Source organism: Pseudomonas sp. IT-P258, from assembly GCF_949767825.1.
Taxonomy (GTDB): domain Bacteria; phylum Pseudomonadota; class Gammaproteobacteria; order Pseudomonadales; family Pseudomonadaceae; genus Aquipseudomonas; species Aquipseudomonas monachiensis.
This window is the reverse complement of the sequence record NZ_CATKPU010000011.1, coordinates 250,664-273,284: the sequence shown is the minus strand read 5'-3', so window position 1 is coordinate 273,284 and position 22,621 is coordinate 250,664. Positions and strand designations below refer to the sequence as shown.

The 22,621-nt window shown below is 62.6% G+C and carries 20 protein-coding genes; 14 read left to right on the top strand and 6 right to left on the bottom strand.

The window, feature by feature from the left end; translation table 11 throughout:
* From ACM6G4_RS01160 to ACM6G4_RS01125, 8 genes are all read left to right on the top strand, one after another.
* Positions 1-180, top strand: a 180-nt coding sequence (locus ACM6G4_RS01160) for a hypothetical protein (protein ID WP_414912855.1), incomplete at its 5' end; no start/stop codon positions are given.
* Between the two features lie 143 nt (positions 181-323).
* Positions 324-1,634, top strand: a complete 1,311-nt coding sequence (locus ACM6G4_RS01155) for an MFS transporter (RefSeq protein WP_056722695.1) — start codon at positions 324-326, stop codon at positions 1,632-1,634.
* Between the two features lie 22 nt (positions 1,635-1,656).
* Positions 1,657-2,886 (top strand): Zn-dependent hydrolase, encoded by a 1,230-nt coding sequence (locus ACM6G4_RS01150; RefSeq protein ID WP_414912854.1) that lies wholly within the window; start codon positions 1,657-1,659, stop codon positions 2,884-2,886.
* 70 nt (positions 2,887-2,956) lie between these two features.
* Positions 2,957-3,982, top strand: coding sequence for a histone deacetylase family protein (locus ACM6G4_RS01145; RefSeq protein WP_414912853.1), 1,026 nt, complete (start codon positions 2,957-2,959; stop codon positions 3,980-3,982).
* Positions 3,983-4,228: 246 nt separating this feature from the next.
* The gene (locus tag ACM6G4_RS01140; protein WP_414912852.1) at positions 4,229-6,133 is read left to right on the top strand and encodes a sigma-54-dependent Fis family transcriptional regulator; all 1,905 of its coding nucleotides are present in this window, start codon (positions 4,229-4,231) and stop codon (positions 6,131-6,133) included.
* Complete coding sequence (locus tag ACM6G4_RS01135) at positions 6,133-7,851, top strand: ABC transporter ATP-binding protein (protein WP_414912851.1); 1,719 nt, start codon at positions 6,133-6,135, stop codon at positions 7,849-7,851. The genes ACM6G4_RS01140 and ACM6G4_RS01135 overlap by 1 nt, the downstream gene beginning before the upstream one ends.
* The gene (locus ACM6G4_RS01130) at positions 7,841-8,518 is read left to right on the top strand and encodes a S8 family serine peptidase (protein ID WP_056722686.1); all 678 of its coding nucleotides are present in this window, start codon (positions 7,841-7,843) and stop codon (positions 8,516-8,518) included. Before ACM6G4_RS01135 ends, ACM6G4_RS01130 begins: the two co-directional genes overlap by 11 nt.
* Entirely contained in the window at positions 8,515-9,810 is a 1,296-nt protein-coding gene (locus ACM6G4_RS01125) for a lycopene cyclase family protein (RefSeq protein WP_414912850.1), read from the top strand. Before ACM6G4_RS01130 ends, ACM6G4_RS01125 begins: the two co-directional genes overlap by 4 nt.
* A gap of 89 nt (positions 9,811-9,899) precedes the next feature.
* Here ACM6G4_RS01125 and ACM6G4_RS01120 read toward each other — a convergent pair whose 3' ends face one another.
* Positions 9,900-11,390 carry an aldehyde dehydrogenase family protein gene (locus ACM6G4_RS01120; RefSeq protein WP_414912849.1) on the bottom strand — a complete coding sequence of 497 codons (1,491 nt, stop codon included), beginning with the start codon at positions 11,388-11,390 and terminating at the stop codon, positions 9,900-9,902.
* A gap of 514 nt (positions 11,391-11,904) precedes the next feature.
* Here ACM6G4_RS01120 and peaA point away from each other — a divergent pair.
* The 4 genes from peaA to peaD all read left to right on the top strand — a co-directional run bounded on the left by peaA (position 11,905) and on the right by peaD (position 16,477).
* Positions 11,905-13,485, top strand: coding sequence for a quinohemoprotein amine dehydrogenase subunit alpha (gene peaA / locus ACM6G4_RS01115; protein ID WP_414912848.1), 1,581 nt, complete (start codon positions 11,905-11,907; stop codon positions 13,483-13,485).
* Positions 13,486-13,581: 96 nt separating this feature from the next.
* A complete protein-coding gene (peaB, locus tag ACM6G4_RS01110; protein ID WP_056722678.1) occupies positions 13,582-15,012 on the top strand; it encodes a quinohemoprotein amine dehydrogenase maturation protein in 1,431 nt (476 codons plus the stop codon).
* Position 15,013: 1 nt separating this feature from the next.
* Entirely contained in the window at positions 15,014-15,337 is a 324-nt protein-coding gene (gene qhpC / locus ACM6G4_RS01105) for a quinohemoprotein amine dehydrogenase subunit gamma (RefSeq protein WP_007971075.1), read from the top strand.
* Between the two features lie 21 nt (positions 15,338-15,358).
* Positions 15,359-16,477: a quinohemoprotein amine dehydrogenase subunit beta gene (peaD, locus tag ACM6G4_RS01100; protein WP_414912847.1), complete on the top strand. Its 1,119-nt coding sequence runs from the start codon at positions 15,359-15,361 to the stop codon at positions 16,475-16,477.
* 149 nt (positions 16,478-16,626) lie between these two features.
* On the opposite strand, the gene ACM6G4_RS01095 is transcribed toward peaD, so the two are convergent.
* A complete protein-coding gene (locus ACM6G4_RS01095) occupies positions 16,627-17,028 on the bottom strand; it encodes a lysozyme inhibitor LprI family protein (RefSeq protein WP_414912846.1) in 402 nt (133 codons plus the stop codon).
* A 62-nt stretch (positions 17,029-17,090) separates the two neighbouring features.
* A complete protein-coding gene (locus tag ACM6G4_RS01090; RefSeq protein WP_223465804.1) occupies positions 17,091-17,489 on the bottom strand; it encodes a GFA family protein in 399 nt (132 codons plus the stop codon).
* 197 nt (positions 17,490-17,686) lie between these two features.
* Between ACM6G4_RS01090 and ACM6G4_RS01085 the strand changes: the two genes are divergently transcribed.
* Positions 17,687-18,175, top strand: a complete 489-nt coding sequence (locus ACM6G4_RS01085; RefSeq protein WP_409079192.1) for an SRPBCC family protein — start codon at positions 17,687-17,689, stop codon at positions 18,173-18,175.
* Positions 18,176-18,461: 286 nt separating this feature from the next.
* Here the strand turns inward: ACM6G4_RS01085 and inhA are convergent, their stop codons facing one another.
* The gene (gene inhA / locus ACM6G4_RS01080; protein ID WP_414912845.1) at positions 18,462-19,148 is read right to left on the bottom strand and encodes an isonitrile hydratase; all 687 of its coding nucleotides are present in this window, start codon (positions 19,146-19,148) and stop codon (positions 18,462-18,464) included.
* Positions 19,149-19,237: 89 nt separating this feature from the next.
* Between inhA and ACM6G4_RS01075 the strand changes: the two genes are divergently transcribed.
* Positions 19,238-20,248, top strand: coding sequence for a GlxA family transcriptional regulator (locus ACM6G4_RS01075; RefSeq protein ID WP_414912844.1), 1,011 nt, complete (start codon positions 19,238-19,240; stop codon positions 20,246-20,248).
* On the opposite strand, the gene ACM6G4_RS01070 is transcribed toward ACM6G4_RS01075, so the two are convergent.
* The gene (locus ACM6G4_RS01070; RefSeq protein ID WP_223541888.1) at positions 20,224-20,613 is read right to left on the bottom strand and encodes a hypothetical protein; all 390 of its coding nucleotides are present in this window, start codon (positions 20,611-20,613) and stop codon (positions 20,224-20,226) included. The genes ACM6G4_RS01075 and ACM6G4_RS01070 overlap by 25 nt on opposite strands.
* A 160-nt stretch (positions 20,614-20,773) precedes the next feature.
* A complete protein-coding gene (locus ACM6G4_RS01065) occupies positions 20,774-22,597 on the bottom strand; it encodes a glycoside hydrolase family 15 protein (protein ID WP_414912843.1) in 1,824 nt (607 codons plus the stop codon).
* Positions 22,598-22,621: the final 24 nt, after the last annotated feature.

Sequence of the window (22,621 nt, the reverse complement as noted above, 5' to 3'; positions counted from 1 at the left end):
TTTTTTTTCAGCCAGGACGGCTTGCTGCATGGGTGCCGAAATCTCATGCAGGTGCAGGTTGTGGCACCAGACTCATGGCTTGGTTCGCACATCCTGGATGCTGGTGACATCGTTTACTTTCTGCTGAACGCCTACGCCTGGGCGTTGCACGCCGCATTCGGCTGCCGCCTTCGATTATAAGTTGTAGTAATACTTCGAATAATAAATAGAAAATTGACTAATCATGGTCCCGAAACGAAAAATCATCCCCAGACCGGCGCCGTCAGAGCGCCGCGGATTTGCCGTTTCTCTCCTGCCAGAAAAATAACCAAAGGAGTCCCCCCATGAAGCCTCCCGCTTCGTCCCAGCCGCGCCGTGCGGCAGCCGCTGCCTTCATTGGCACCATGATCGAGTGGTACGACTTTTACATCTATGCCACCGCCGCCGCGCTGGTGTTCGGCGCGCTGTTCTTCCCCTCCGACGACAAACTGTTCAGCACCATGGCCGCTTTCGGCACCTTTGCCGTGGGTTTCTTTGCGCGGCCGTTGGGCGGGATTGTCTTCGGTCATATCGGTGACCGCATCGGCCGCAAGAAGTCGCTGATCATCACCTTGTTGATGATGGGCGTGGTCACGGTGTGCATCGGTTTGCTGCCGACCTACGGGCAAATCGGCGCCGCTGCGCCGGTGCTGCTGATTGTGCTGCGTATCGTCCAGGGCATCGCCGTGGGTGGCGAGTGGGGCGGTGCGGTGTTGATGGCCGGCGAGCATGCGCCGAAAGGCCGGCGCAATTTCTTCGCCTCGTTTGCGCAACTGGGCAGCCCGGCGGGTTTGATCCTGTCGCTGCTGGCCTTCAGCGCCGTCACCCGGTTACCGGAAGAGGACCTGATGAGCTGGGGCTGGCGCTTGCCGTTCCTCGCCAGTTCGCTGTTGCTGCTGGTGGGCCTGGCGATTCGCCTGGGGGTCAATGAATCGCCGGAGTTTCTTGCCAGCCGCGAGCAGGCCGGCAAAAGCCAGCGCAAGGAGCAGGCGCCGGTCATGGAAGTGCTGCGCACAGCGTGGCGTCCATTGCTGCTATGCATCGGCGCCAACACCCTGGGGATCGCCGGGGTGTATTTCACCAACACCTTCATGATCGCCTACACCACCCAGCAACTCGAACTGCCGCGCTCATTGATCCTGGAGTGCCTGTTCGTCGTCGCGATCATCCAGTTCTGCATTCAGCCGCTGGCGGCCTGGGTCGCCGAGAAGATTGGCGCGACCCGCTTCCTGTGCCTGGTCTCGCTGCTGGCCATGGCCTCGCCGTACCCGATGTTCGTGCTGGTCAGTTCGGCCCAGGCGCCGCTGATCATCCTCGGCATTGCGTTGGCAGTGGTGTGCATGGCGTCGTTCTACGCGGTGATTGCCGGTTACGTCAGCGGTATGTTCGAGACCCGTGTGCGCTACACCGCGATCTCTCTGGCGTACCAGATTTGCGGCGCGCTGGCCGGTGGCCTGACGCCGCTGATCGGCACGATGCTGGCGCACAGGTTCGCCGGCCAGTGGTGGCCGATGGCGGTGTTCTACAGCCTGATTGCCGCGACTTCTCTGCTGTGTGTGCTGTCCCTTGCCCGTCGCCATGCCAGTGCCGAACGTATGGAACTGGCCAAGGCCTGAGCTGAATTTCCTGGAGAAACACATGTTGAAGACCAATGGTGAACGCCTCTGGGCGAGTCTGATGGCGATGGCCGAAATCGGCGCCACCGCCCGTGGCGGCAGCTGCCGCCTGGCCCTGAGCGACGAGGACAAGGCCGGCCGCGAACTCTTTGCCCACTGGTGCCGCAAAGCCGGCATGACCCTGAGCGTGGATGCCATCGGCAACCTGTTCGCCCGCCGCGCCGGCACCGACCCTGACGCAGCACCGGTGATGATGGGCAGCCACCTCGACACCCAGCCCGAAGGCGGGCGGTTCGATGGCGTGTACGGCGTGCTCGCCGGCCTGGAAGTGGTGCGTTGCCTGAACGATCTGGGCATCCAGACCCGCAAGCCGCTGGAGGTGGCGGTGTGGACCAACGAAGAAGGCGCGCGCTTCACCCCGGCGATGTTCGGCTCGGCGGTGTTCACCGGCATCATGGCGCTGGATGCCGCGCTGGCGGTGCGCGACATCGATGGCATCAGCGTCGCCGAGGCGCTGCAACGCACCGGTTATGCCGGCGCGCGCCCGCTGGGCGGCGCGGTGGATGCGTACTTTGAAGCCCACATCGAACAAGGGCCGATCCTCGAAGACAACGCCAAGAGCATCGGCGTGGTCAGCGGCGGCCAGGCGATTCGCTGGCTCGACGTACGGGTCGAAGGCATGGCGGCCCACGCCGGCACCACGCCGATGCCCCTGCGCAAGGATGCCCTGTACGGTGTGGCGCAGATGATCCAGGCCATCGAAAGCCTGGCGGCGGACTTCGCCCCCGAAGGCCTGACCACGGTCGGTGAGTTGAGCATCAACAAATCGTCGCGCAACACCATTCCGGGCTTGGTGAACTTCACTGTCGACCTGCGTCATCACCGTGATGAAACCATCGAGGCGATGGAGCAACAAGTCCGTGCGCGGCTGCAGGCGATAGCCGACGCTCGCGGCTTGACACTGGCGATCACCCCGCACTGGATCAGCCCGGCGACACCGTTCGACGCGGACTGCGTGGCGGCGGTGCAACAGGCCGTGGACGCCCTGGGCTACGCTCAGCAATCGATCGTCAGCGGCGCCGGACATGACGCGATCCACCTGGCGCGGTACTGCCCGACGGCCATGGTGTTCATCCCGTGCGTGGGCGGCCTGAGCCACAACGAAGCCGAAGATGTGCTGCCCGAGGATGTGCGCCAGGGCACAGATGTGCTGCTCAACGCGGTGTTGGCACGCGCCGAAAAAATCGACTGAACGCAGGCCCGCTCCCACAGCAGTGCGTGTCCGGTTTCAAGATTTTCGTTAACTGACAGGTAATCACTCCATGCGCAGTTTTTTCCACCCCGAACAATTGCTCCACCATCCTCGCAGTTACTACTCCCGTGGCCAGATGCGTACGCCGCAGGAAGTGCCGGAGCGTGCGCAGCGCCTGGTGCAGGCGTCTCATGCATTGGGTTTCAAGGTCGAGCAACCGGTCGATGCCGGGCTCGATCCGCTGCTGGCGGTGCACGGCGCACCGTACCTCACGTTTTTGCAGGAGGCCCATCAGCGCTGGAAAGAGATTCCCGAGGATTGGGGCGACGAAGTGATGTCGAACATCTTTGTCCGCGAACCCAATGCCCTGCGCGGGATTCTCGCGCAAGCCGCGTGCTATCTGGCCGATGGCAGCTGCCCGGTGGGCGAGCAGACCTGGCGTTCGGCCTACTGGTCGGCGCAAAGCGCCATCGCCGGCGCCCGGGCATTGCTCGATGGCGAGCCGGCAGCCTATGCCCTGTGCCGTCCACCGGGTCATCACGCCCGGGCCGAAGCAGCGGGTGGTTTCTGTTATGTGAACAACGCGGCGGTGGCGGCGCAGGTCTTGCGTGCCGGGTTCTCGCGGGTAGCGGTGCTGGATACCGACATGCACCACGGCCAGGGGATTCAGGAGATTTTCTACGATCGCGAAGACGTGCTCTACGTCTCGGTGCATGGCGATCCGACCAACTTCTATCCGGGCGTCGCAGGTTTTGCCGATGAGCGTGGTGTCGGGGCGGGCGAGGGTTTCAACCTCAACCTGCCGATGGCCCATGGCGCCAGCGAGGCGGATTTTCTCGGGCAATTGGAGGTGGCGCTGAAGGCGGTGACGGACTTTGGCGCCGAGGTACTGGTGCTGTCCCTGGGCTTCGATATTTTCGAACTGGACCCGCAGAGCAAAGTGGCGGTGACCCGCGAAGGGTTCGGCGTGCTCGGTGAGCGGATTCGCAGCCTGGGGTTGCCGTGCCTGATCGTGCAGGAGGGCGGGTATCACCTGGAGAGTCTGGAGGAAAATGCCAAGGCGTTTTTTGTCGGGCCTGAGGTCTGGCACCGCTGATTTTTTCTGCGCCTGGGAAATCGCTTTCGCGAGCAAACCCGCTCCCACACTTGACCGTGTTGAACCAAAAATGTGTGTTCAACATCGGACAATGTGGGAGCGGGCTTGCTCGCGAAGAACGATAACTCGGTCTATCTGGTGAATTACAAGCGCCCTACGGCACTTGCCATAGCCCTTACGTTAACGTAAAGATTGCTCCAGGGCGCCGACGTATGAAGGCGCAGGGTGGATGACCCGGAGCGCTTGATGACGCCAATAAAAACAAACTCCCCCAAACTGCATCGCGAAGCCCGGCTGGCCCGGGAAAAGCTGCACCTGGAAGGCGAAGTGCCGGATGGCGTCCTGCGTGCGGAAATCGATGCCTCGTGGCGACGCAGCCTGAGCCATGGCGTGCATTTCAATGCCAAGCATGAGCTGGCGCTGGAATCGAGTGCCAGCCTCGACGTGCTGCTGGCCAGCAACCGCTTGCTGATCGACGCCGCGCTGCCGGCCATCGATTACCTGGCCGAGCGTCAGGGCAAGGAAGGGCTGATCATCCTCGCCAACTCCGACGCCACCATCCTCGCCGTCGAAGGCCGTGCCGACCGTCTCAAGGGCAGTGGCCTGCAGGACATCACCCTCGGCGCCTGCTGGAGCGAAGCGGTGCGCGGCACCAACGCCCTGGGCACGGCACTGGTCGAAGCCCGGCCGACCCTGATCGATTGCGGCGAACATTATCTGGACCGCCTCAGTGATTTTTCCTGCACGTCGGTGCCGATCCATTGCCCCCAGGGCGACATTCTTGGCGTCCTCGACCTGACCCGCGAAGGCCCGCTCGGCCGAGCCCACGACAGCACCGCGCTGCTGGCCATGGCGGTCAGCCAGATCGAAAGCCGCATCTTCAACTCAAGCTATCCGGACGAAATCGTCCTCGCTTTCCACAGCCGCAGGCAATACCTGGAGTCCCCGTGGCAAGGCCTGCTGGCCGTGAGCCTCGGCGGGCAGATCCTCGCGGTCAGCGCCCAGGCCTGCCAGTTGCTTCACGCCGAGCGCTCGGCCCTGATCGGTCGGCGCTGCGAGGAGTTTCTCGGCGTCGATGGCCTGCAGTTGTTGGCGCGTCTGCATCAGGGCGGGGCCGGCAGTCTGCAAACCGCCAAGGGTGAGTTCTTCTACAAGACCCTGCGCGCGCCGCAACGCTCGATCAACGTCAGCAGCCCGCCGCGCACCGCGGCGAAAACACCCAAGGCGCCACCGGATCTGGAGGCGCTGGCCGGCAGCAATACCCGCTACGCCCGTGCCTTGCGCATGGCCCGTCAAGGCCTGGCCAATGAGTTACCGGTCTTGTTGCTGGGCGAAACCGGCACCGGTAAAGAGGTCATCGCCCGCGCCCTGCACATGGCCGGAGCGCGCTGCGACAAACCTTTCGTGGCGGTGAATTGCGCGGCCATTCCCGAAGGCCTGATCGAGTCGGAACTGTTCGGCTACCGCGAAGGCGCGTTCACCGGTTCACGCCGGGGCGGCATGGTCGGGCGCTTGCAGCAGGCCCATGGCGGCACCTTGTTCCTCGATGAAATCGGCGACATGCCATTGGCCTTGCAGGCCCGGTTGTTGCGGGTGTTGCAGGATCGCAAGGTCGCGCCCCTGGGCGCTGGCGAAGAGCAGGACATCGACGTCGCGCTGATCTGCGCCACCCACCGCGACCTCAAGCGTCTGGTGGAAGAAAAACACTTTCGCGAGGACCTGTTCTACCGGGTCAACGGCATCAGCGTGGTGCTCCCGGCCCTGCGCGAACGCGAGGATTTCGGCGCGCTGGTCACTCGCATGCTGACGACACTGGGCGCACCCGCCGTGGTCCTGCACGATGATCTCGATCGCTTGCTCAGCGGCTATCACTGGCCGGGCAACATCCGCCAACTGGAGATGGTCCTGCGCACCGCGCTGGCCATGCGCGAACCGGGTGACACCGTGCTGACCCTCGACCACTTGCCCGACAGCATGCTCGACGAGTTGACCGCCAGCGAACGGCCCCAGGCCGGCAGCATCCGGGAAAACGAACTGGAGCTGATCCGTCAGTCCCTGGACACGCACCAAGGCAACGTCTCGGCCGCCGCCGACGCCCTGGGCATCAGCCGCGCGACCCTGTATCGCAAGCTCAAACAGTTGCGTTCGTGATGCAGCGCCTGATCGTTCGGCTGATCGACAGCCAGAACCCCGAGGCGCTACAAGCGTCACTGCGCTGGCTGTACAGCTTTGTGCGACCCCATCGCCTGGCGATTGCCGGGCTGCTGGGTTTGTCGGTCTGCGCCTCGGCGCTGGTGCTGGTGCAACCGTGGCTGACCAAATTGCTGATCGACGATGGGCTGTTGGCGCGCAACTTCCCGATGCTGGTGTTGATCGCCGGGCTGATGATCGTTGCCGGCTTGTTGGGCACGGCGCTTTCGGGCATCAACCGCTACCTGCACACGCGCCTGTCCGGGCGCATGCTATTTGCCCTGCGCGATGACCTGTACCGACACTTGCAAACCCTGTCGCCGAGCTTTTACGGCCAGCGGCGCATTGGTGACCTGATGTCGCGCCTCGATGGCGACGTCGCGGAAATCCAGCGCTTTGCCGTGGACTCGCTGTTCTCGGCCGTGTCCAGCGTGATCGGCCTGGTGGTGGCCGTGGCGATGCTGCTGACCTTGTCCTGGAAACTCTCGCTGCTGGCCCTGGTGCTGATTCCCCTTGATGTCCTTTGGCTGCGCTGGATGCGGCGCAAGGTCGAGCGCGATGTGCGGCAGTTGCGCGAGCGTTCGGCGGACATGTCGTCGTTCATGGTCGAGACCCTGCCGGTGATGAAGTTCATCCAGTCCGCCGGTCAACAGCAACGCGAAGCACGGCGCCTCGAGACGCTGGGGCAAGGCTACATGAGTCAGTTGCTGCGCCTGCAAGTCACCGAGTTTTTCACCCAGGCCGTGCCCGGTACCCTGACCTCGCTGTCCCGGGCCTGCGCATTCTTGATCGGCGGTTACTGGGTGGTGCAGGGCACCTGGCAACTCGGCGCCCTGATTGCGTTTTCCACCTATCTGGGCATGGCCGTGGGGCCGGTGCAGAGTCTGCTCGGGCTTTACGTCGCGATCCAGCGGATGACCGTCAGCCTCGGCCGGGTCATGGAGTTGCGCGGCGAACAACCGACCGTGCTGACACCCGCCATGCCACGGGCGATGCCCACTGGCGGCGATCTGTGGTTCGACAACGTGCACTTCGCCCATCCCGGCCGCCAATTGACCCTGCGTGGCATCGAAGCGCGGATTCCCTACGGTTTGAAAGTGGCCCTCAGCGGCGGCTCGGGCGTGGGTAAATCCACCCTGATCGATCTGCTGCAACGTCATCACGATCCGCAATCGGGCCGGGTACTGCTGGGCGACGTCGATCTGCGCGAACTGGACCTGTTCCAGTTGCGTCGGCGCATCGCCATCGTCAGCCAGGACATCGTGTTGTTTCGCGGCAGCCTCGCCGACAACCTGGCCTACGCGGTGCCGGATGCCAGCCGCGAGGCGATTGCCGACGTGGCGCGACTGGCGCAACTCGACAGCCTGATCCAGTCCTTGCCCGAAGGTCTCGACAGCCCCTTGGGCGAGCGGGGCCAGCAGTTGTCCGGTGGGCAGAAGCAACGCATCGCGATTGCCCGGGCGCTGTTGCAAGACCCTTTGATCCTGGTGCTCGATGAAGCCACGTCCGCGGTGGATGAGGCCACCGAGCGCGAAGTCATCGACGCCATCGACCGCTTGTTTGCCGGGCGTACACGCATCCTGATCAGCCATCGCCCCTCAACCCTGGCCGATGCCGATCTGCGCTTCGAATTGCTCGACGGCGTGCTGACCTCGAAAACGGTGCTGCATGAAACCTGAGTTGCGCATTGGCGTGGTGGACAGCGGCCACTCGGCGGCACAACGGGTGCAAGTGATCGCCGGCCGGCGCTTTTCATTGCTTGAAGACGGCCTGGCCGAGGGCGACTTGCGCGAAGATCCGCTGGGGCATGGCAGCGCGGTGATCGAGGCGATCGGCCGGCGCGCACCCTCGGCGCTGTTTTGTGTGGCGCAGGTGTTCGACCAGCGGGGTGTCACCAGCGCCTTGCAGATCGCCACGGCGATTGACTGGCTGCTGACGCAGAACGTGCGCCTGATCAATCTGAGCCTTGGCCTGCGTCAGGATCGCAGCCTGTTGCGCGCGGCCTGCGCGGCGGCGGTGGCGCGGGGCGTGTTGCTGTGTGCGTCGAGCCCGGCCCAGGGCGAAGGCGTGTTTCCGGCAAACTATCCGCAGGTGGTGCGGGTGACCGGCGATGCGCGGTGCGCCGAGCAGGAATGGTCGTGGCTCAACAGCGCCCAGGCGGATTTCGCCGCCTGTGTGCATGGCACCTACCCGGGGCAATCCGGGGCGAGCCTCGGTTGTGCCGCCTTGAGCGGGCACATCGCCGGGTTCCTCGCCGAACAGCCTGACGCCAGCAACGCGCAAGTCATCGAGTGGTTGCGCGACCATGCCCGTTACCGTGGCCCTGAACGGCGTTTCGGGCCATGACCGACATCGTCATTCTGGGCGCCGGGCCAGCCGGCGCTGCTGTCGCGCTTGGACTCCGGCGACTGGGCCATGGCGTCACGCTGATCAGCGAATGGCGCCGGTTTGCGGCGCTCGAAGGCGTGTCCGTGCGGGTGCTGGAGGCTTTGCGCGGCGCGGGCCTGCATCAGGCGTTGGCGCAGGCGACGCTGCCTTCTCAACGCCAGGTGAGATGGAATGGCCAACACCACGCGCAGAACATCGAATACTTGCTCGACCGTCCGGTTTTTGATCGAGGCCTGCGTGAGGATTTGCACCTGGCGGGGGTCGAGCTGATCGAAGGCCGGGTGCTGACGGTTCAGTCATCGGCCAATGGTCATCGAATCGAAATCGACGGCCGCGAACCGTTGCTCGCGCCGTTTCTCGTGGAAGCCCGAGGACGTCAGGCCCCCGCTATCGGCAAGGGCATGCGTGGGCCCGAGACGGTCAGCCTGCTCAATCGCTGGCAGGGTTCGCCGGGCAGCACCGCCAGCGCCGTGGAAAGCCTAAAAGACGGCTGGGCATGGATGGCGCGGCGCGCCGACGGCCAGTGTTACTGGCAATGGACGGTGGACGTGGCCAGCGCCGGGTTGCCGGGTAAGGCCATGTTGCTCGAATACTGCCAGCAGCGGCGCCAGGGTTCGAAGCTTGCCACGGCATTTTTTGCCGGCGAAACGGAAGCTGATCTACAACTGCACGCTCGCAGCAGCACAGCGATTCTGAGCCCGCAGGTGTGTGGCGAAAACTGGATTCGGGTCGGCGATGCGGCCATGGCGGTGGACCCGTTGTCGGGCAACGGGATCTTTCAGTCCCTGTCTTCGGCGTTGCAGGCACCGGCGGTGATCAACACGCTGCTGTGCAAACCCGAACGGGCGGCTCTGGCCCAGCGTTTTCACCAGCAGCGGGTGGAACAGTTGTTTTTGCGGTTTGCCCGGATCGGCCGGGATTTTTATGCCGATGAGCAGCGCTGGCCGGATCAGCCGTTCTGGCAGGCGCGACGGAACTGGCCGGACGCCGAGGTGGCCCATGCCGAGGCGGATTTCAATGGGCTGAGGATTGAGCGGGCGCCGGTGTTGCGTGATGGGCTGGTCGATGAGGTCGAGGTGGTGATCACGGCGGATCAGCCGTTGGGCATCTGGCATGTACAGGGGGTTGAAGTGGCGGCGTTGGTGCGGCGGTTGCGCAGTGAATCGGCTGAGCAGGTGTTGGCCGGGTTGACGGCTGAACAGGGAAGGATGGTCAGGAGTTGGTTGATGGGGCAGGGATTCAAACCGTAGGAGCTGGCGAAGCCTGCGATCTTTTGGCTGCCTCAAACGTACCGAGGATCAAAAGATCGCAGGCTTCGCCAGCTCCTACAAAAACTGTTTCACAGTTTGATCAACACCGACTTCAACTCGGTGTAATGCTCGATCGCCGCATACCCCATCTCACGCCCGACCCCGGACATCTTGTAGCCGCCGAACGGCAGCGCCGGGTCCAGGGCGCTGTGGCAGTTGACCCACACCGACCCGGACTTGATCCGTGGGATCATCCGGTGCACCGCCGCCAGATCGTTGGACCAGATGCTCGCGCCCAATCCATACGGACTGTCGTTGGCCATGCGCAAGGCATCGGCCTCATCATCGAACGGAATCGCCACCAGCACCGGCCCGAAGATTTCTTCCTGCACCAGTGAGTGCTTCTGATCGACGTCGACAATCACCGTCGGCTTGACGAAGAACCCCGGGCCGAACTGCTCACCACCGCAGGCGATGGTCGCGCCGCTTTCCCGGCCCTTTTCGATGTAGCCGTAGACGCGCTCCTGCTGGCGCGCCGAGATCAACGGCCCCATGTCGACGCTCGGGTCCAGGCCGTTGCCGAGTTTCATGGCGTTGGCGATGCCAGCGATGTCCGCCACCACATTGTCGAAATGCTTGCGCTGCACATACAGCCTGGAACCTGCGCAGCAGACCTGGCCCTGGTTGAAGAAGATCGCGCTGGCGGCCCCGGCCGCGGCGGTTTTCAGGTCGGCGTCGGCCATGATGATGGTCGGCGACTTGCCGCCCAGCTCCAGGGTGACCCGGGTCATGGAATCCATGGCGATCTTGCCGATCTGTTTGCCCACGGCGGTGGAGCCGGTGAAGGTCAGCTTGTCCACCAGCGGGTTGTGGGTCAGGGCCGAGCCTGCGGTGATGCCGGTGCCGGTGACCACGTTGAAAACGCCTTCGGGATAACCGGCCTCCAGCACCAGCTCGGCAAGTTTCAGTGCGGTCAGCGGGGTTTCGTCGGCGGGCTTGAGCACCACGGTACAACCGGTGGCCAGGGCCGGGCCGAGTTTCCAGCAGGCCAGCAACAGCGGGAAGTTCCAGGCAACGATGGCGCCGACCACGCCCACTGCTTCGCGTCGGATGAAACTGTGGAACTGGTCGTTGGGCATCAGCGGTGCCGACACGTCAACCGTCGAACCTTCGATCTTGGTCGCCCAGCCGGCCATGTAGCGCAGGAAGTCGATGGCCAGTTGCACGTCCATCACCTGGGCGACCGCCGCGCTTTTACCGTTGTTCAGACATTCCAGCTGAGCCAGCAGTTCGGCGTCGCGCTGCATCAGGTCGGCGAGTTTCCACAGCAGGTTCTGCCGCTCCCGGGGGCGGGTGCGGGTCCAGGCCGAATCGTCGAACGCCTGGCGGGCGGCGAGTACCGCGCGGTCGACATCCTCCGGCGTTGCCCGTGGCACCACGCACAGCACTTCGCCGGTGGCCGGGTTGTGCAGGGGCATGGTCTGGCCGTCGGCGGCCTCGACCCAGTCACCGCCGATAAGCATGCGCGGGGCGCGCTGGATGAATGCCGAAGTGGCGGGAAGCAGGTTTGGGAGCGACATGATGAAACCTCGTCTTGTTCGTGTGGCGAGGTCTTTCGCAACGGTTGTGCCAGTTATGTTGATTGGGAGGCAAGAGCCGGTTTAGCGGGGCTTGCGGGTTATGGACCCAAGTTGAAAAGGGGGAGCATGCGTCGCAAATTGCGACGCAGTGAGACGCCGGTGACGCATGGTGAAGTTCAAAAGATCGCAGCCTGCGGCAGCTCCTGCAGAAGGAGCAACGTTCACCTGTAGGAGCTGCCGCAGGCTGCGATCCTTTGATCTTGATCCTATGCTTGTCTCAGGTTGAAACAGTTGTCGCGAAATTGAACGTGGAACGCAGACGACACGATTGGCAAAACACCGGCTTTTATCGGCAAGTCATTGATTCAAAGAAATATTCATAAGCTGGCACGCTCCGTGTATTGCTCATCGCAGACGTTTCTCTTGCCTCCGTCAGCGGTTCACCGCCGGCGGCAGAAACCATAAAAACGATAAGCCACAACAATAAGAACGCACCGTGCGAGGTTCGACGTTGATGAAGAGAAAACTCCGATCAGGCATGAGCGCCAGCCTGCTGGCCGTAGCCGCTTGTGTAGCGCTGCATTCGCCTCATAGCCTGGCAGCCCGCGACGCCCAGACCATCCTCAAGGAAACCTGTCAGGGCTGTCACACCCCCGAAGCCGATAACGCCCTGAGCCGTATCAGCCACCAGCGCAAAACGCCGGAAGGCTGGTTGATGAGCATCGCCCGGATGCAGACCATGCACGGTTTGCAGATCAGCGATGAAGACCGCCGGACGCTTGTCAAATACCTGGCCGATACCCAGGGCCTTGCGCCGAGCGAAACCGACGGCGTGCGCTATGCGCTGGAGCGCCGGCTCAACACCGTCGAACACTTCGACGACCAGACCAGCCAGATGTGCGGCCGCTGCCACTCCGGTGCGCGGGTCGCCCTGCAACGGCGTCCGGCCCAGGAGTGGGAACGCCTGGTGAACTTCCACCTCGGCCAATGGCCGTCGCTGGAGTACCAGGCGCTGTCCCGTGACCGCGACTGGTTCGATCTGGCCCGTAAAGAAATGGTGCCGTTGCTGGCCAAGCGCTATCCGCTGGATAACCCGGCCTGGAAAAAATGGCAGGGCGCGGCGCCGAAAAGCGAGGCGCTGGTGGGCGACTGGAGCTTCAGCGGGCACTTGCCCGGCAAGGGCGAACTGGCCGGTGTGATGAGCGTGACCGCCGACGGCAGCGACACTTTCAAGGTCAGCGTCAAAGGTCAATACGCTGACGGCACGCCGTTCAATGGCGACGGCAGTGCGATTCTCTACACCGGCTATGAATGGCGCGGCAACGTGACGATCGATGGCGTGACCATGCGCCAGGTGTTCGCTGCCCAAGGCAATGCGATGCAGGGCCGGATGTTCGAGGCCGAGCACGATGAGCGCGGTCTGGACTTCGTCGCCGCCAAACAGGGCTCCCAGCGGTTGCTGGCGGTGCAGCCGGGCTATGTGAAGGCCGGCAGCGAAACCGAAGTCACCCTGATCGGCAGCGGCCTGACCGGCAAGCCGGACTTCGGCAAAGGCGTGGAAGTGCTCGAAGTGGTCGAGCAGAGCCCCGAGCGGATCAAGGTCAAGCTCAAGGCGACGGCCAATGCCCAGCCGGGCGTGCGCGCGGTCAGTGTAGGCACGCTGAAAGGCCCGAGCCTGTCGGTGTACAGCAAGATCGCCTCGGTCAAGGTGGTGCCGGAATTCTCGGTGGCTCGGATCGGCGAGGGCGGTGGTTCGACGCCGAAAGTCCAGGGCCGTTTTGACGCCGAAGCCTGGGGCAAGGGCTCCGACGGCAAGCCATATCGCATCGGCGTGTTCCCGGCGCAGTGGAAGGTCGAAGCCTTCGACGACCGCGCCAAGGAAGACGAAGACGTCAAGTTTGCCGGCACCATGCAGGCCGACACCGGCGTGTTCACCCCGGGCGATGCCGGGCCGAACCCGGCGCGCAAGATGTCCACCAACAATGCCGGCAACCTCAAGGTGATCGCCGCCGTCGACGACGCAGGGCAATCCCTGACCGGCGAAGGCCACATGATCGTCACCGTGCAACGCTGGAACAATCCACCGATTCCATGAGTTGGCTGTCCTTGGCTTAACACAGCTTCAAGGCTACAGACACTTTTTGGAATGACCGCAAGCCCCGCCAAGCGGGGCCTGCACAGGAGGTTGGTTATGGGCGCCATATTGAATCTGGTCGAACGCAACCTGCACGAAGTGCAGGTCGATGCCGACCGCATGCTGTTTCACATCCCCAGCAGTTCGCTGTTCGCCAGCGATGAACTGACCGGGACCATCATCGACACCTTGCGTGGGCCCGGTTGTTCCTCGGACGACCTGATCCAGCGCCTGGCCGCGCGTTTCAGCGGCGAGGAAATCACCGAGACCCTGCGCGAGCTGATGGCCCTGGAACTGGTCAGCGACGGTTCGCCGCTGACCCCGGACATCGCCACCAAGCGCGTCGAGCGCACGGCGATCAATACCGTGGTGCTCAACGTCAACACCGGCTGCAACCTGAGCTGCACCTACTGCTACAAGGAAGACCTCGACAAGCCGTCGGCGGGCAAAAAGATGGACGTCGAAACGGCGATCGCCTCGGTGGAAATGCTGCTGCGCGAATCCCCGGACGAAGAGCGTTTCACCGTGGTGTTCTTCGGCGGCGAACCGCTGAGCAACCGCAAGCTGATCGAGTACATGGTCGACTACTGTGAGAAGCGTTTCCGCGAGGCGGGCAAGTTCGTCGAGTTCGTCATGACCACCAACGCCACGCTGCTCACCGAAGAAACCGTGGACTACCTCAACGCCCACCGTTTCGGGCTGTCGGTGAGCATCGACGGGCCGAAAACCGTGCACGACCGCAACCGCATCACCGTGGGCGGGCAGGGCACGTACGACGTGGTGCGGCGCAAGGCCGAGATGCTGCTGTCGCGCTACAACAGCCGTCCGGTCGGTGCGCGGGTGACCCTGACCACCGGCGTGACCGATGTTGAAACCATCTGGGATCACCTGTTCAACGAACTGGGTTTTGCCGAAGTCGGCTTTGCCCCGGTGACCTCCGGCGACATCAGCAGCTTCAACCTCACCAGCGATGAACTGGTGCAGGTGTTCGCCAACATGAAGGCCCTCGGTCGACGCTATCTGGAAGCGGCGCTGGAGCACCGCAACATCGGTTTCTCCAACCTGCACCAGCTCATCACCGACATCCACGAAGGCCACAAGAAAGCCCTGCCGTGCGGCGCGGGCCTGAAGATGCTGGCGGTGGATCACAAAGGCGAGCTGAACCTGTGCCACCGCTTTACCGGTTCGAGCCTGCCGACCTTCGGCAACGTCCACAGCGGTGTGAAGCAGGTGGAGTTGAACGACTTCCTGTCCCAGCGCCTGGACCGCACCAACACCGGCTGCGAGGACTGCCAGATCCGCAACCTGTGTTCCGGCGGCTGCTACCACGAGAGCTACGCCCGCTACGGCGATCCGACCCACCCGACCTATCACTACTGCGAACTGATGCGTGACTGGGTCGACTTCGGCATCGAGGTCTACACCCGGATCATGGCCAATAACCCTGCGTTCATCAGCAGTTACATCACTCCGCGCAAGGCTCACTGATATGAAACATCTCAAGGCAATCAATAACAAAGCGTTGAAGCTGGATCAGGCCGCGGACGAGAACCGCATTGAAGAAGTGGTGGCCATGAGCTCCGTGGCGGGCTGTGCCTCAACCACCGATCCGGGCTGGGAAATCGATGCGTTTGGCGGCGTGTCGTCGCTGTGCCAGCCGATGGAAGCCGACCTCTACGGTTGCTCCGACCCCTGCTGGTGGCCGGCCCAGGTGCCCGACATGATGAGCACCTACCCGGACTGGAACAAGGATGCCCAGGCGTCCAACGAAAACTGGCGCAACCTCGGCACTGTCTTCCCCAAAGACAAGTGATCACAGAAGAAGGATTCCAGCATGCGTAATATCAAAGCCTGCGGCCTGGCCGCGTTCGCCGTTCTGAGCAGCTGTTCGGTCAGTGTTCTGGCCGATGAAAACACCGCACTGCAAGATGGTCACGAGTACATGTTGACCACCAACTACCCGAACAACCTGCACGTGATCGACCTGGCCACCGACACCCTGTTCAAGACCTGCAAGATGCCCGATGCCTTCGGCCCTGGCACCGTGCAATTGTCGCCGGACCGCAAGACCGCCTACGTGCTGAACAATCACTATGCGGACGTCTACGGTGTCGAACTGGACAACTGCAAGCAGGTGTTCCACGCCAGCATCGCCCAGAAGCCGGGGGAAAAAGCGCGCTCGATGTTCGCCTTCACCCTCAGCCACGACGGCAAGGAGCTGTACACTGTCGCCAACCCGACGCTGATGATGAACGATCGCTACGAAGTGCAGCAGCCCCGGCTCGACGTGTACAAGACCGACGCCGGCATGGACGCCAAGCCTGTGCGCAGTTTCCCGACGCCGCGCCAGCTGACCATCATGCAGAGCGGTGACGACGGCACGCTGTACGTGGCCGGGGCGGACGTCTACAAGGTCAATGTGCAGACCGGCAAGTTCGACGTGCTGATCCCCAGCCGCCACTGGAAGCGCCCGAATTACAGCGCGCCGGACGTGCTCTACGTGTGGAACCAGCAGACCTACCGGCATGACTTCTCGCTGCTGTACACCGCGGCGAAGTTCAAGGACAAGAAACAGGACCCGGCCACCGCCGAATACCTGTACGGCCTGTTCAGTGTCGACCTGAAGACCGGCAAGACCGAAACCACCGACTTCGGGCCCTTGACCGAAATCTACTTCAGCGGCATGCGCTCGCCCAAGGACCCGAACCTGATGTTCGGCGTGCTCAACCGCCTGGCCAAGTACGACATCAAACAGAAGAAGATGCTCCAGTCCGCCACGCTCGATCACTCGTACTACTGCATTTCCTTCAACAAGGACGGCAGCAAGATCTACCTGGCGGGGACCTTCAACGACGTGGCGATCTTTGATGCCGACAGCCTCAAGCAAACGGGCAGCATCAAGCTGCCGGGCGGGGACATGGCGATTACCACGGCGCAGATTTTTGTCCGGTAATTGCCGCGCCTGAACTGACGCCTTCGCGGGCAAGCCCGCTCCCACAGTGGATATGCAGTGTGATCACTATCGTGTGAACACCCCTGAACCCTGTGGGAGCGGGCTTGCCCGCGAAGAGGCCCTCAAAAACACCGCAAAAACAGCAAAAATCAAACCCCCGGCACCGGACAACTCAAATCCCCCTCCTGGCACTTCAAGTACTGCTTGAACGTCTGAACCCGTGCCTTGGTCAACTCCGTGGTGCAGTTGCCATAGATCAGCGGATACACACTCCCGCCTTCCACCCCGGACGCCGAGAACCTGCACTCGGCATCGCGGAACGCCACCCACGCCCGCTGCGCACCCACCAACTGCTTCTTGCCGTCCGGGTTGCTCTTGAGCCGCGAAGTGATCTGCTGGTACAGCGCATTCAATTCCTTGTCGGCGGCAGCATTCTGCTGCGCCGCACACTGGTTCATCGTCGCCTGGTCGTTGGCGTTGTCACAATCCACGGCGAACGCCATGGAGGTGAACAACAGGGGCGTCAGCGCCAATAGTAAGCGTGGGTTCATGCTGGAGTGCTCGTTGTGACCGAATGAGAAATGCAGTGTAGCGCTGAGGGGCATTCAGCCCGCTACGCTTGCCATTGCGTGTGTTTTTCCACCGAATCGTATTCCAGCCATGGCACGTCATGGGCCGTCCAGATATGCGCTTGGGGTGTCTTCCGTGGATCGGTATCCAGTGTCGCCACCCGAACGATCACGTGGGGCTGGGCCGGCCGTTCGGCCATCAGGTGTGAACCGCAGGCCGAACAGAAATACCGAAACTTGCCTGGCGACGATTCATGGCGGCTCAGGCGATCCTGGCCTTTGGTCCAGCGAAAATGCTCGCGCATGACCCCGGCGGTCGATGCAAAAGCCGCTGCGTGTGCCTTACGGCAGGTCTGGCAATGGCAGTGGCTGATGGGCATGTCGAGGCTGTCGAGTTCGTATTCGATGGCCTTGCACAGGCAACTGCCGCGCAGGTTGTTCATGTCGCTATCCTTTTCGATGCTGTTTCGAGACGGAACGTTAGCCGTTTCGCCCTCTGACTTTGCGATTGCCCCAGAACTTATCCGTGCAAATGCGACCGAATATCTCAGGCATGATTGATTGCACATCCCCATTGGTACAACTTTAAAGTTGGTCTTGTGGTCTTACTGACCTACTGTTCAAGTACAGGAGGTGACTTATGAACCCAGCATCTGATCGCATCGAAAGGAAAGTCCTGCTCAAGGCCAAGCGTTCGCAGGTCTGGCGTGTGCTGGCCAATGCCGAAATGTTCGGACAGTGGTTTGGCGTGGCGCTGGAGGGCAAGCGCTTTGTGGCAGGCGAGTGGACCCAGGGGCAGATTACCTATCCCGGTTATGAGCATTTGCGCTGGAATGTACTGGTAGAGCGGGTCGAGCCGGAGCGACTGTTTTCGTTTCGCTGGCACCCGTATGCCGTGAACCCTGAAGTCGATTACTCCCAGGAACCCACCACCCTGGTGAAATTCGAACTCGAAGACATGGACGAAGGCACGTTGCTCAAGGTCTCCGAGTCCGGTTTCGATCACGTTCCCCAGGCCCGTCGCGAAAAGGCTTTCCGCATGGACAGTCGCGGTTGGGAAGAGCAAATGAACAATATCGAGCAGTTTTTGATCGACAATGCCAAGTCCCACGAACAACTGAGTGGCTGAAGCTGGCTCGAAACCTGAGGCGTCCAGGGGTTTTCGGAAGGTGGTTTATAGCGAATGTCTTACACGCGATGGTAGTGATATCGCCTGTTACAAATTGGATCCGAAGCGTAATCTGGCCTTACCCACTGAAGCACAGGATGTGCTCAGGATCATGGATGATCGACCATATGCAAGGAACGCTACGACAAGGAGTCGTCATGGTCTTGGAAAAACCCGCTTCGGCGGGTTTTTTTGTGGGCGCGTGAAAACATCGTGGCGGCAGGCACCGGGCTCCCGCCGCCGTTTTTCAATGCCGGTCGAGTTTCGCCGCCGCGCGCTCGGTGATCTGCGCCCGCAGTTTCAACGAGCCGGCAGCCCGCTGGCGAGCCTCCTCCAGCACACTGGCCGGGGCCGTCTCCGGACTGCCCGCGGTAAATGGCGGGGCTGGGGCGTATTCCAGTTGCAATTGCACCAGCTCGGCGGTGGCCTGGTCGAACAGCTCGGCGGCCAGGGTCAGGGCGAAGTCGATACCGGCGGTGATGCCACCACCGGTCAGCAGATTGCCGTCGCGAACCACCCGGTCTTGCACCGCAATTGCACCCAGTGGCTTTAGCAGTTCGTGATACGCCCAGTGAGTGGTGGCGCGTTTGCCCTTGAGCAATCCCGCCGCGCCCAGCACCAGCGAGCCGGTGCACACCGACGTGATGTAGCGGGCATTGGCGGCCTGGGCCTTGAGAAAGTCCAGGGTCTGGTCATCTTCCATCAAGGGGCCGACGCCGCTGCCACCGGGCACGCAGATCACGTCCAGTGCCGGGCAATCATCGAAGGTGGTGGTCGGTTTCAGCAGCAGGCCGGTGCTGGCGGTGACCGGCATCAGGTCTTTCCAGATCAGATGCACTTTCACATCCGGCAGCGAGGCCAGTACGTCATAAGGGCCGGTCAGGTCCAGTTGCTGCACCTGAGGAAACAACAGAAAACCGATCTGCAACGTCATGGTGTTTTTTCTCGTGAAGTGGGTGGACGGTTTGACTTTAGGCTCGTAGGCTTTGGCGTATACGCCAATATCCCCACGAATTACGCCAAATGTCGAAAACCATCCATGTGCTCGCTTTCGCCAACGTGCAATTGCTCGACGTCACCGGGCCGTTGCAGGTCTTCGCTTCGGCCAACGACATTGCCCGCCAGCAAGGCCTGCCGCCACCCTATGCACCGACAGTAATTGTCAGCGGCGGCGGGGCGGTGATGTCGTCGGCGGGGTTGGCCCTGTTGGCCGAACCATTACCGGAAGAGGGCACCGATACCCTGATCGTCGCCGGTGGCTGGGGTGTCTACGCAGCGGCCGAAGATGCGCCGTTGGTCGCCTGGGTGCGCGAACATGCCCATGGCTGCCGGCGGGTTGCCTCGGTGTGCACCGGTGCGTTCCTGCTGGCGGCCAGCGGCTGGCTCGACGGCCGGCGCGTGGTCACCCACTGGACCCGTTGCGAGCAATTGGCGCAGCAGCACCCGCAACTGCACGTCGAGCCCAACCCGATCTTCATTAACGACGGCCCGGTCTGGACCTCGGCCGGGGTGACCGCCGGCATCGACCTGGCGTTGGCCATGGTCGAACAAGATCTGGGGCGCACCATGGCCCTGGAAGTCGCCCGGCAACTGGTGGTGTTTCTCAAGCGTCCGGGTGGCCAGTCGCAATTCAGCGTGACCCTGTCACTGCAACAGGAAGGCAACCGTTTCGACGAACTTCACGCCTGGATCAGCGAAAACCTGACCCACGACCTGGGCATCCCGACCCTGGCCTTGCAGGCCGGCATGAGCGAACGCAGCTTCGTGCGCCACTACCGCGCCGACACCGGCCAGACCCCGGCCCGGGCCATCGAACTGATCCGCGTCGAAACCGCGCGGCGTTTGCTCAGCGATACCGGCGTGCCGATCAAACGGGTGGCGGTGCAATGCGGCTTCGGCAGCGAAGAAACCCTGCGCCGCAGCTTCCTGCGGGCCATGGGCGTGACGCCACAGGCTTATCGGGAGCGGTTTTCGGTTAGTGTTGCAGTAGATCCGGTGTCCGGTTCACGTCAGGCTTCAGCTTCCGCCAGCTGATTGAAATACTTCGCCCGATCTGGCGTGAACGTCACCACCATCCCGGTTCGCGAGCAAGTCAGCGCCCGCTCTTCGCTCAAATCAACATCCAGATCTTCCCCACGCAACCCTTGCCACTGTGCGAGGTATTTAAGGGAGCCATATTTTTCGAGTTTCTTCAGGCTGCGGCTGACGCCGCCTTTCCAGCCCAGTACGGGCAGTTCGCCGGCGAGGCACTGTCGGGCAAGGTCGGGGAAACGGGCGGCGCGCTGGCGGCCGACTTCCCAGCATTTGATCAGGCCCTTGTCACCGGCCTCCCAGAGCTCTTCGCGGTTCAAACCGGTTCGGAGCGGGGAGTCGATGCTGCGTTGGATGCGTTGGGTCATTCTGGTTCCTTGAATTCGGGTGGTTCTGGACAGCTCCGCTGTACCCGTAGAGCAAGGATGTTAGGTGGGGATGTAACAGCTTGCAACAGGGTATTTGCGGGTTTTTGCAAGCTGTTTTGTTTAAGAAACGTAGGACTCGGATTGCACAAGATTTGTAGTGTTAAGGCTGCCAAACAACCTTCTCCCCACTCAACCTCCTATCCAGAAAGCACGCCGCACTGATCAGCGCCAGATGGGTCAATGCCTGCGGTGTGTTGCCCATGTGCCGCCCATGGCTGTCGAACTCTTCGGCATACAGCCCCAGCGGGTTGGCGTACCTGAGCAGTTGTTCGAACTCCAGGTGGGCCTTGTCGAGCTGGCCGGCGCGGGCCAGGCATTCGACGTACCAGAACGAGCACGCGGCGAAGGCGCCTTCGCTGCCGGGCAGGCCGTCGATCTGGCTGTCGTCGTTGCGGTAGCGGTAGACCATGCCGTCGCGCACCAGGCTCTTTTCGATGGCTTCCAGGGTCACCAGCCAGCGCGGGTCGCGGGCGCTGACGAAACGCACCAGCGGCATCAGCAGCATCGAACCGTCCAGGCCGGTGCCGCCGATGTGCTGGACGAAGTGCCCGCGTTCCTCGCACCAGAAGTTCTCCCAGATGTCGGCGTAGATCGCCTGGCGGGTCTGGTCCCAACGCGCGAAGGGGGCCGGCAGCGAGCGTTTTGAAGCAAGGCGGATGGCGCGGTCCAGGGCGACCCAGCACATCAGCCGTGAATGCAGGAAATGATATTGCGCGCCGCGCATCTCCCAGATGCCGACATCCTTCTGCTCCCAGGTTTCACAGACCTGATCGACCACCTCCACCGTGTGTTTCCAGCCTTCATGGGAGATGGCTTCGCCGTATTTGTTGACCAGGTAAATCGCGTCCATCAGCTCGCCAAAGATATCGAGCTGGACTTGTTCGTAAGCCTGATTGCCGATGCGCACCGGTTGTGCGCCACCATGCCCAGACAGGTGCGCCAGCTCGATCTCCGGCAGCTCCTGGCGACCGTCGATGGCGTACAGGATATTGAGTTTCATCGGCTTGCCCTGGCAGTCGCTGACCCGACCGCGCAACCAGCGCATATAGGCGTTGGCCTCTTCGACGAAGCCCAGGCGCATGAACGCATAGACGGTGAACGAGGCGTCGCGGATCCAGGTGAAGCGATAGTCCCAGTTACGTGTGCCACCCGGGCTTTCCGGCAGGCCGAAGGTGGCGGCGGCGAGAATGGCGCCGTGTTTGCGCGAGGTCAGCAGCTTCATCGCCAGGGCCGAGCGGTTGACCATTTCGCGCCAGCGGCCGCGGTAGTTGGACTGGCCGATCCAGTCGCGCCAGAACTTCAGGGTGCGCTCCAGGCACAGTTGCGCGGCACCTTCCTTGAAGCGCGGATCGTCGAGGGCGCCTAGCAGGAATTGACCAGTCTGGTCTTGTTCGAGGGTGAAATCGGCGATCGCCACGTTGGCGTCGATGCGTAATGCCTGATCCGAAGAGAGCCGCAGAGTCGGTTGGTCGGCAGCTTCAAACACCACATCCTGTTTGTTCTGGCGTGCGCGAGTGTAGGCGCGGGCGTAGTCATGGCGCACGGCGCAGCGCATGTGGAAGGTGGCGCGGCCGCTGACCACACGGATCCGCCGCATCAGCAGCGGCAGGTCATCCTCGGTGTCACCGACCGGTAGCAGGTCGGTGACTTCGACCACAGCGCGATCACTGAGCCAGCGGGTCAGCAACACATTGGTGTCGGGCAGGTAGATTTGTTCGCGGCGGGCGTCGGGCAAGTCCGGCGCCAACTGGAAAATTCCGGCTTCGGGGGTGTCCAGCAGCGAGCAGAAGATCGACGGGCTGTCGAACTCCGGCCAGCAGAAAAAATCCACGCTGCCCTTGTCGTTGACCAGCGCCGCGCTGCGCATGTCGCCGATGATGCCGTGGGCGTCGATGGGGCGTTGGCGTTCGGGGGGATCAACCATTGTCGCGAAACTCCGGGAACCGGG

Excerpts from the sequence above, each read along its gene's own strand:
- ACM6G4_RS01155 (WP_056722695.1), top strand. The coding sequence starts at position 324 with ATGAAGCCTCCCGCTTCGTCCCAGCCGCGCCGTGCGGCAGCCGCTGCC.
- ACM6G4_RS01150 (WP_414912854.1), top strand. The coding sequence starts at position 1,657 with ATGTTGAAGACCAATGGTGAACGCCTCTGGGCGAGTCTGATGGCGATG.
- ACM6G4_RS01145 (WP_414912853.1), top strand. The coding sequence starts at position 2,957 with ATGCGCAGTTTTTTCCACCCCGAACAATTGCTCCACCATCCTCGCAGT.
- ACM6G4_RS01140 (WP_414912852.1), top strand. The coding sequence starts at position 4,229 with ATGACGCCAATAAAAACAAACTCCCCCAAACTGCATCGCGAAGCCCGG.
- ACM6G4_RS01135 (WP_414912851.1), top strand. The coding sequence starts at position 6,133 with ATGCAGCGCCTGATCGTTCGGCTGATCGACAGCCAGAACCCCGAGGCG.
- ACM6G4_RS01130 (WP_056722686.1), top strand. The coding sequence starts at position 7,841 with ATGAAACCTGAGTTGCGCATTGGCGTGGTGGACAGCGGCCACTCGGCG.
- ACM6G4_RS01125 (WP_414912850.1), top strand. The coding sequence starts at position 8,515 with ATGACCGACATCGTCATTCTGGGCGCCGGGCCAGCCGGCGCTGCTGTC.
- ACM6G4_RS01120 (WP_414912849.1), bottom strand. The coding sequence starts at position 11,390 with ATGTCGCTCCCAAACCTGCTTCCCGCCACTTCGGCATTCATCCAGCGC.
- peaA (WP_414912848.1), top strand. The coding sequence starts at position 11,905 with ATGAAGAGAAAACTCCGATCAGGCATGAGCGCCAGCCTGCTGGCCGTA.
- peaB (WP_056722678.1), top strand. The coding sequence starts at position 13,582 with ATGGGCGCCATATTGAATCTGGTCGAACGCAACCTGCACGAAGTGCAG.
- qhpC (WP_007971075.1), top strand. The coding sequence starts at position 15,014 with ATGAAACATCTCAAGGCAATCAATAACAAAGCGTTGAAGCTGGATCAG.
- peaD (WP_414912847.1), top strand. The coding sequence starts at position 15,359 with ATGCGTAATATCAAAGCCTGCGGCCTGGCCGCGTTCGCCGTTCTGAGC.
- ACM6G4_RS01095 (WP_414912846.1), bottom strand. The coding sequence starts at position 17,028 with ATGAACCCACGCTTACTATTGGCGCTGACGCCCCTGTTGTTCACCTCC.
- ACM6G4_RS01090 (WP_223465804.1), bottom strand. The coding sequence starts at position 17,489 with ATGAACAACCTGCGCGGCAGTTGCCTGTGCAAGGCCATCGAATACGAA.
- ACM6G4_RS01085 (WP_409079192.1), top strand. The coding sequence starts at position 17,687 with ATGAACCCAGCATCTGATCGCATCGAAAGGAAAGTCCTGCTCAAGGCC.
- inhA (WP_414912845.1), bottom strand. The coding sequence starts at position 19,148 with ATGACGTTGCAGATCGGTTTTCTGTTGTTTCCTCAGGTGCAGCAACTG.
- ACM6G4_RS01075 (WP_414912844.1), top strand. The coding sequence starts at position 19,238 with ATGTCGAAAACCATCCATGTGCTCGCTTTCGCCAACGTGCAATTGCTC.
- ACM6G4_RS01070 (WP_223541888.1), bottom strand. The coding sequence starts at position 20,613 with ATGACCCAACGCATCCAACGCAGCATCGACTCCCCGCTCCGAACCGGT.
- ACM6G4_RS01065 (WP_414912843.1), bottom strand. The coding sequence starts at position 22,597 with ATGGTTGATCCCCCCGAACGCCAACGCCCCATCGACGCCCACGGCATC.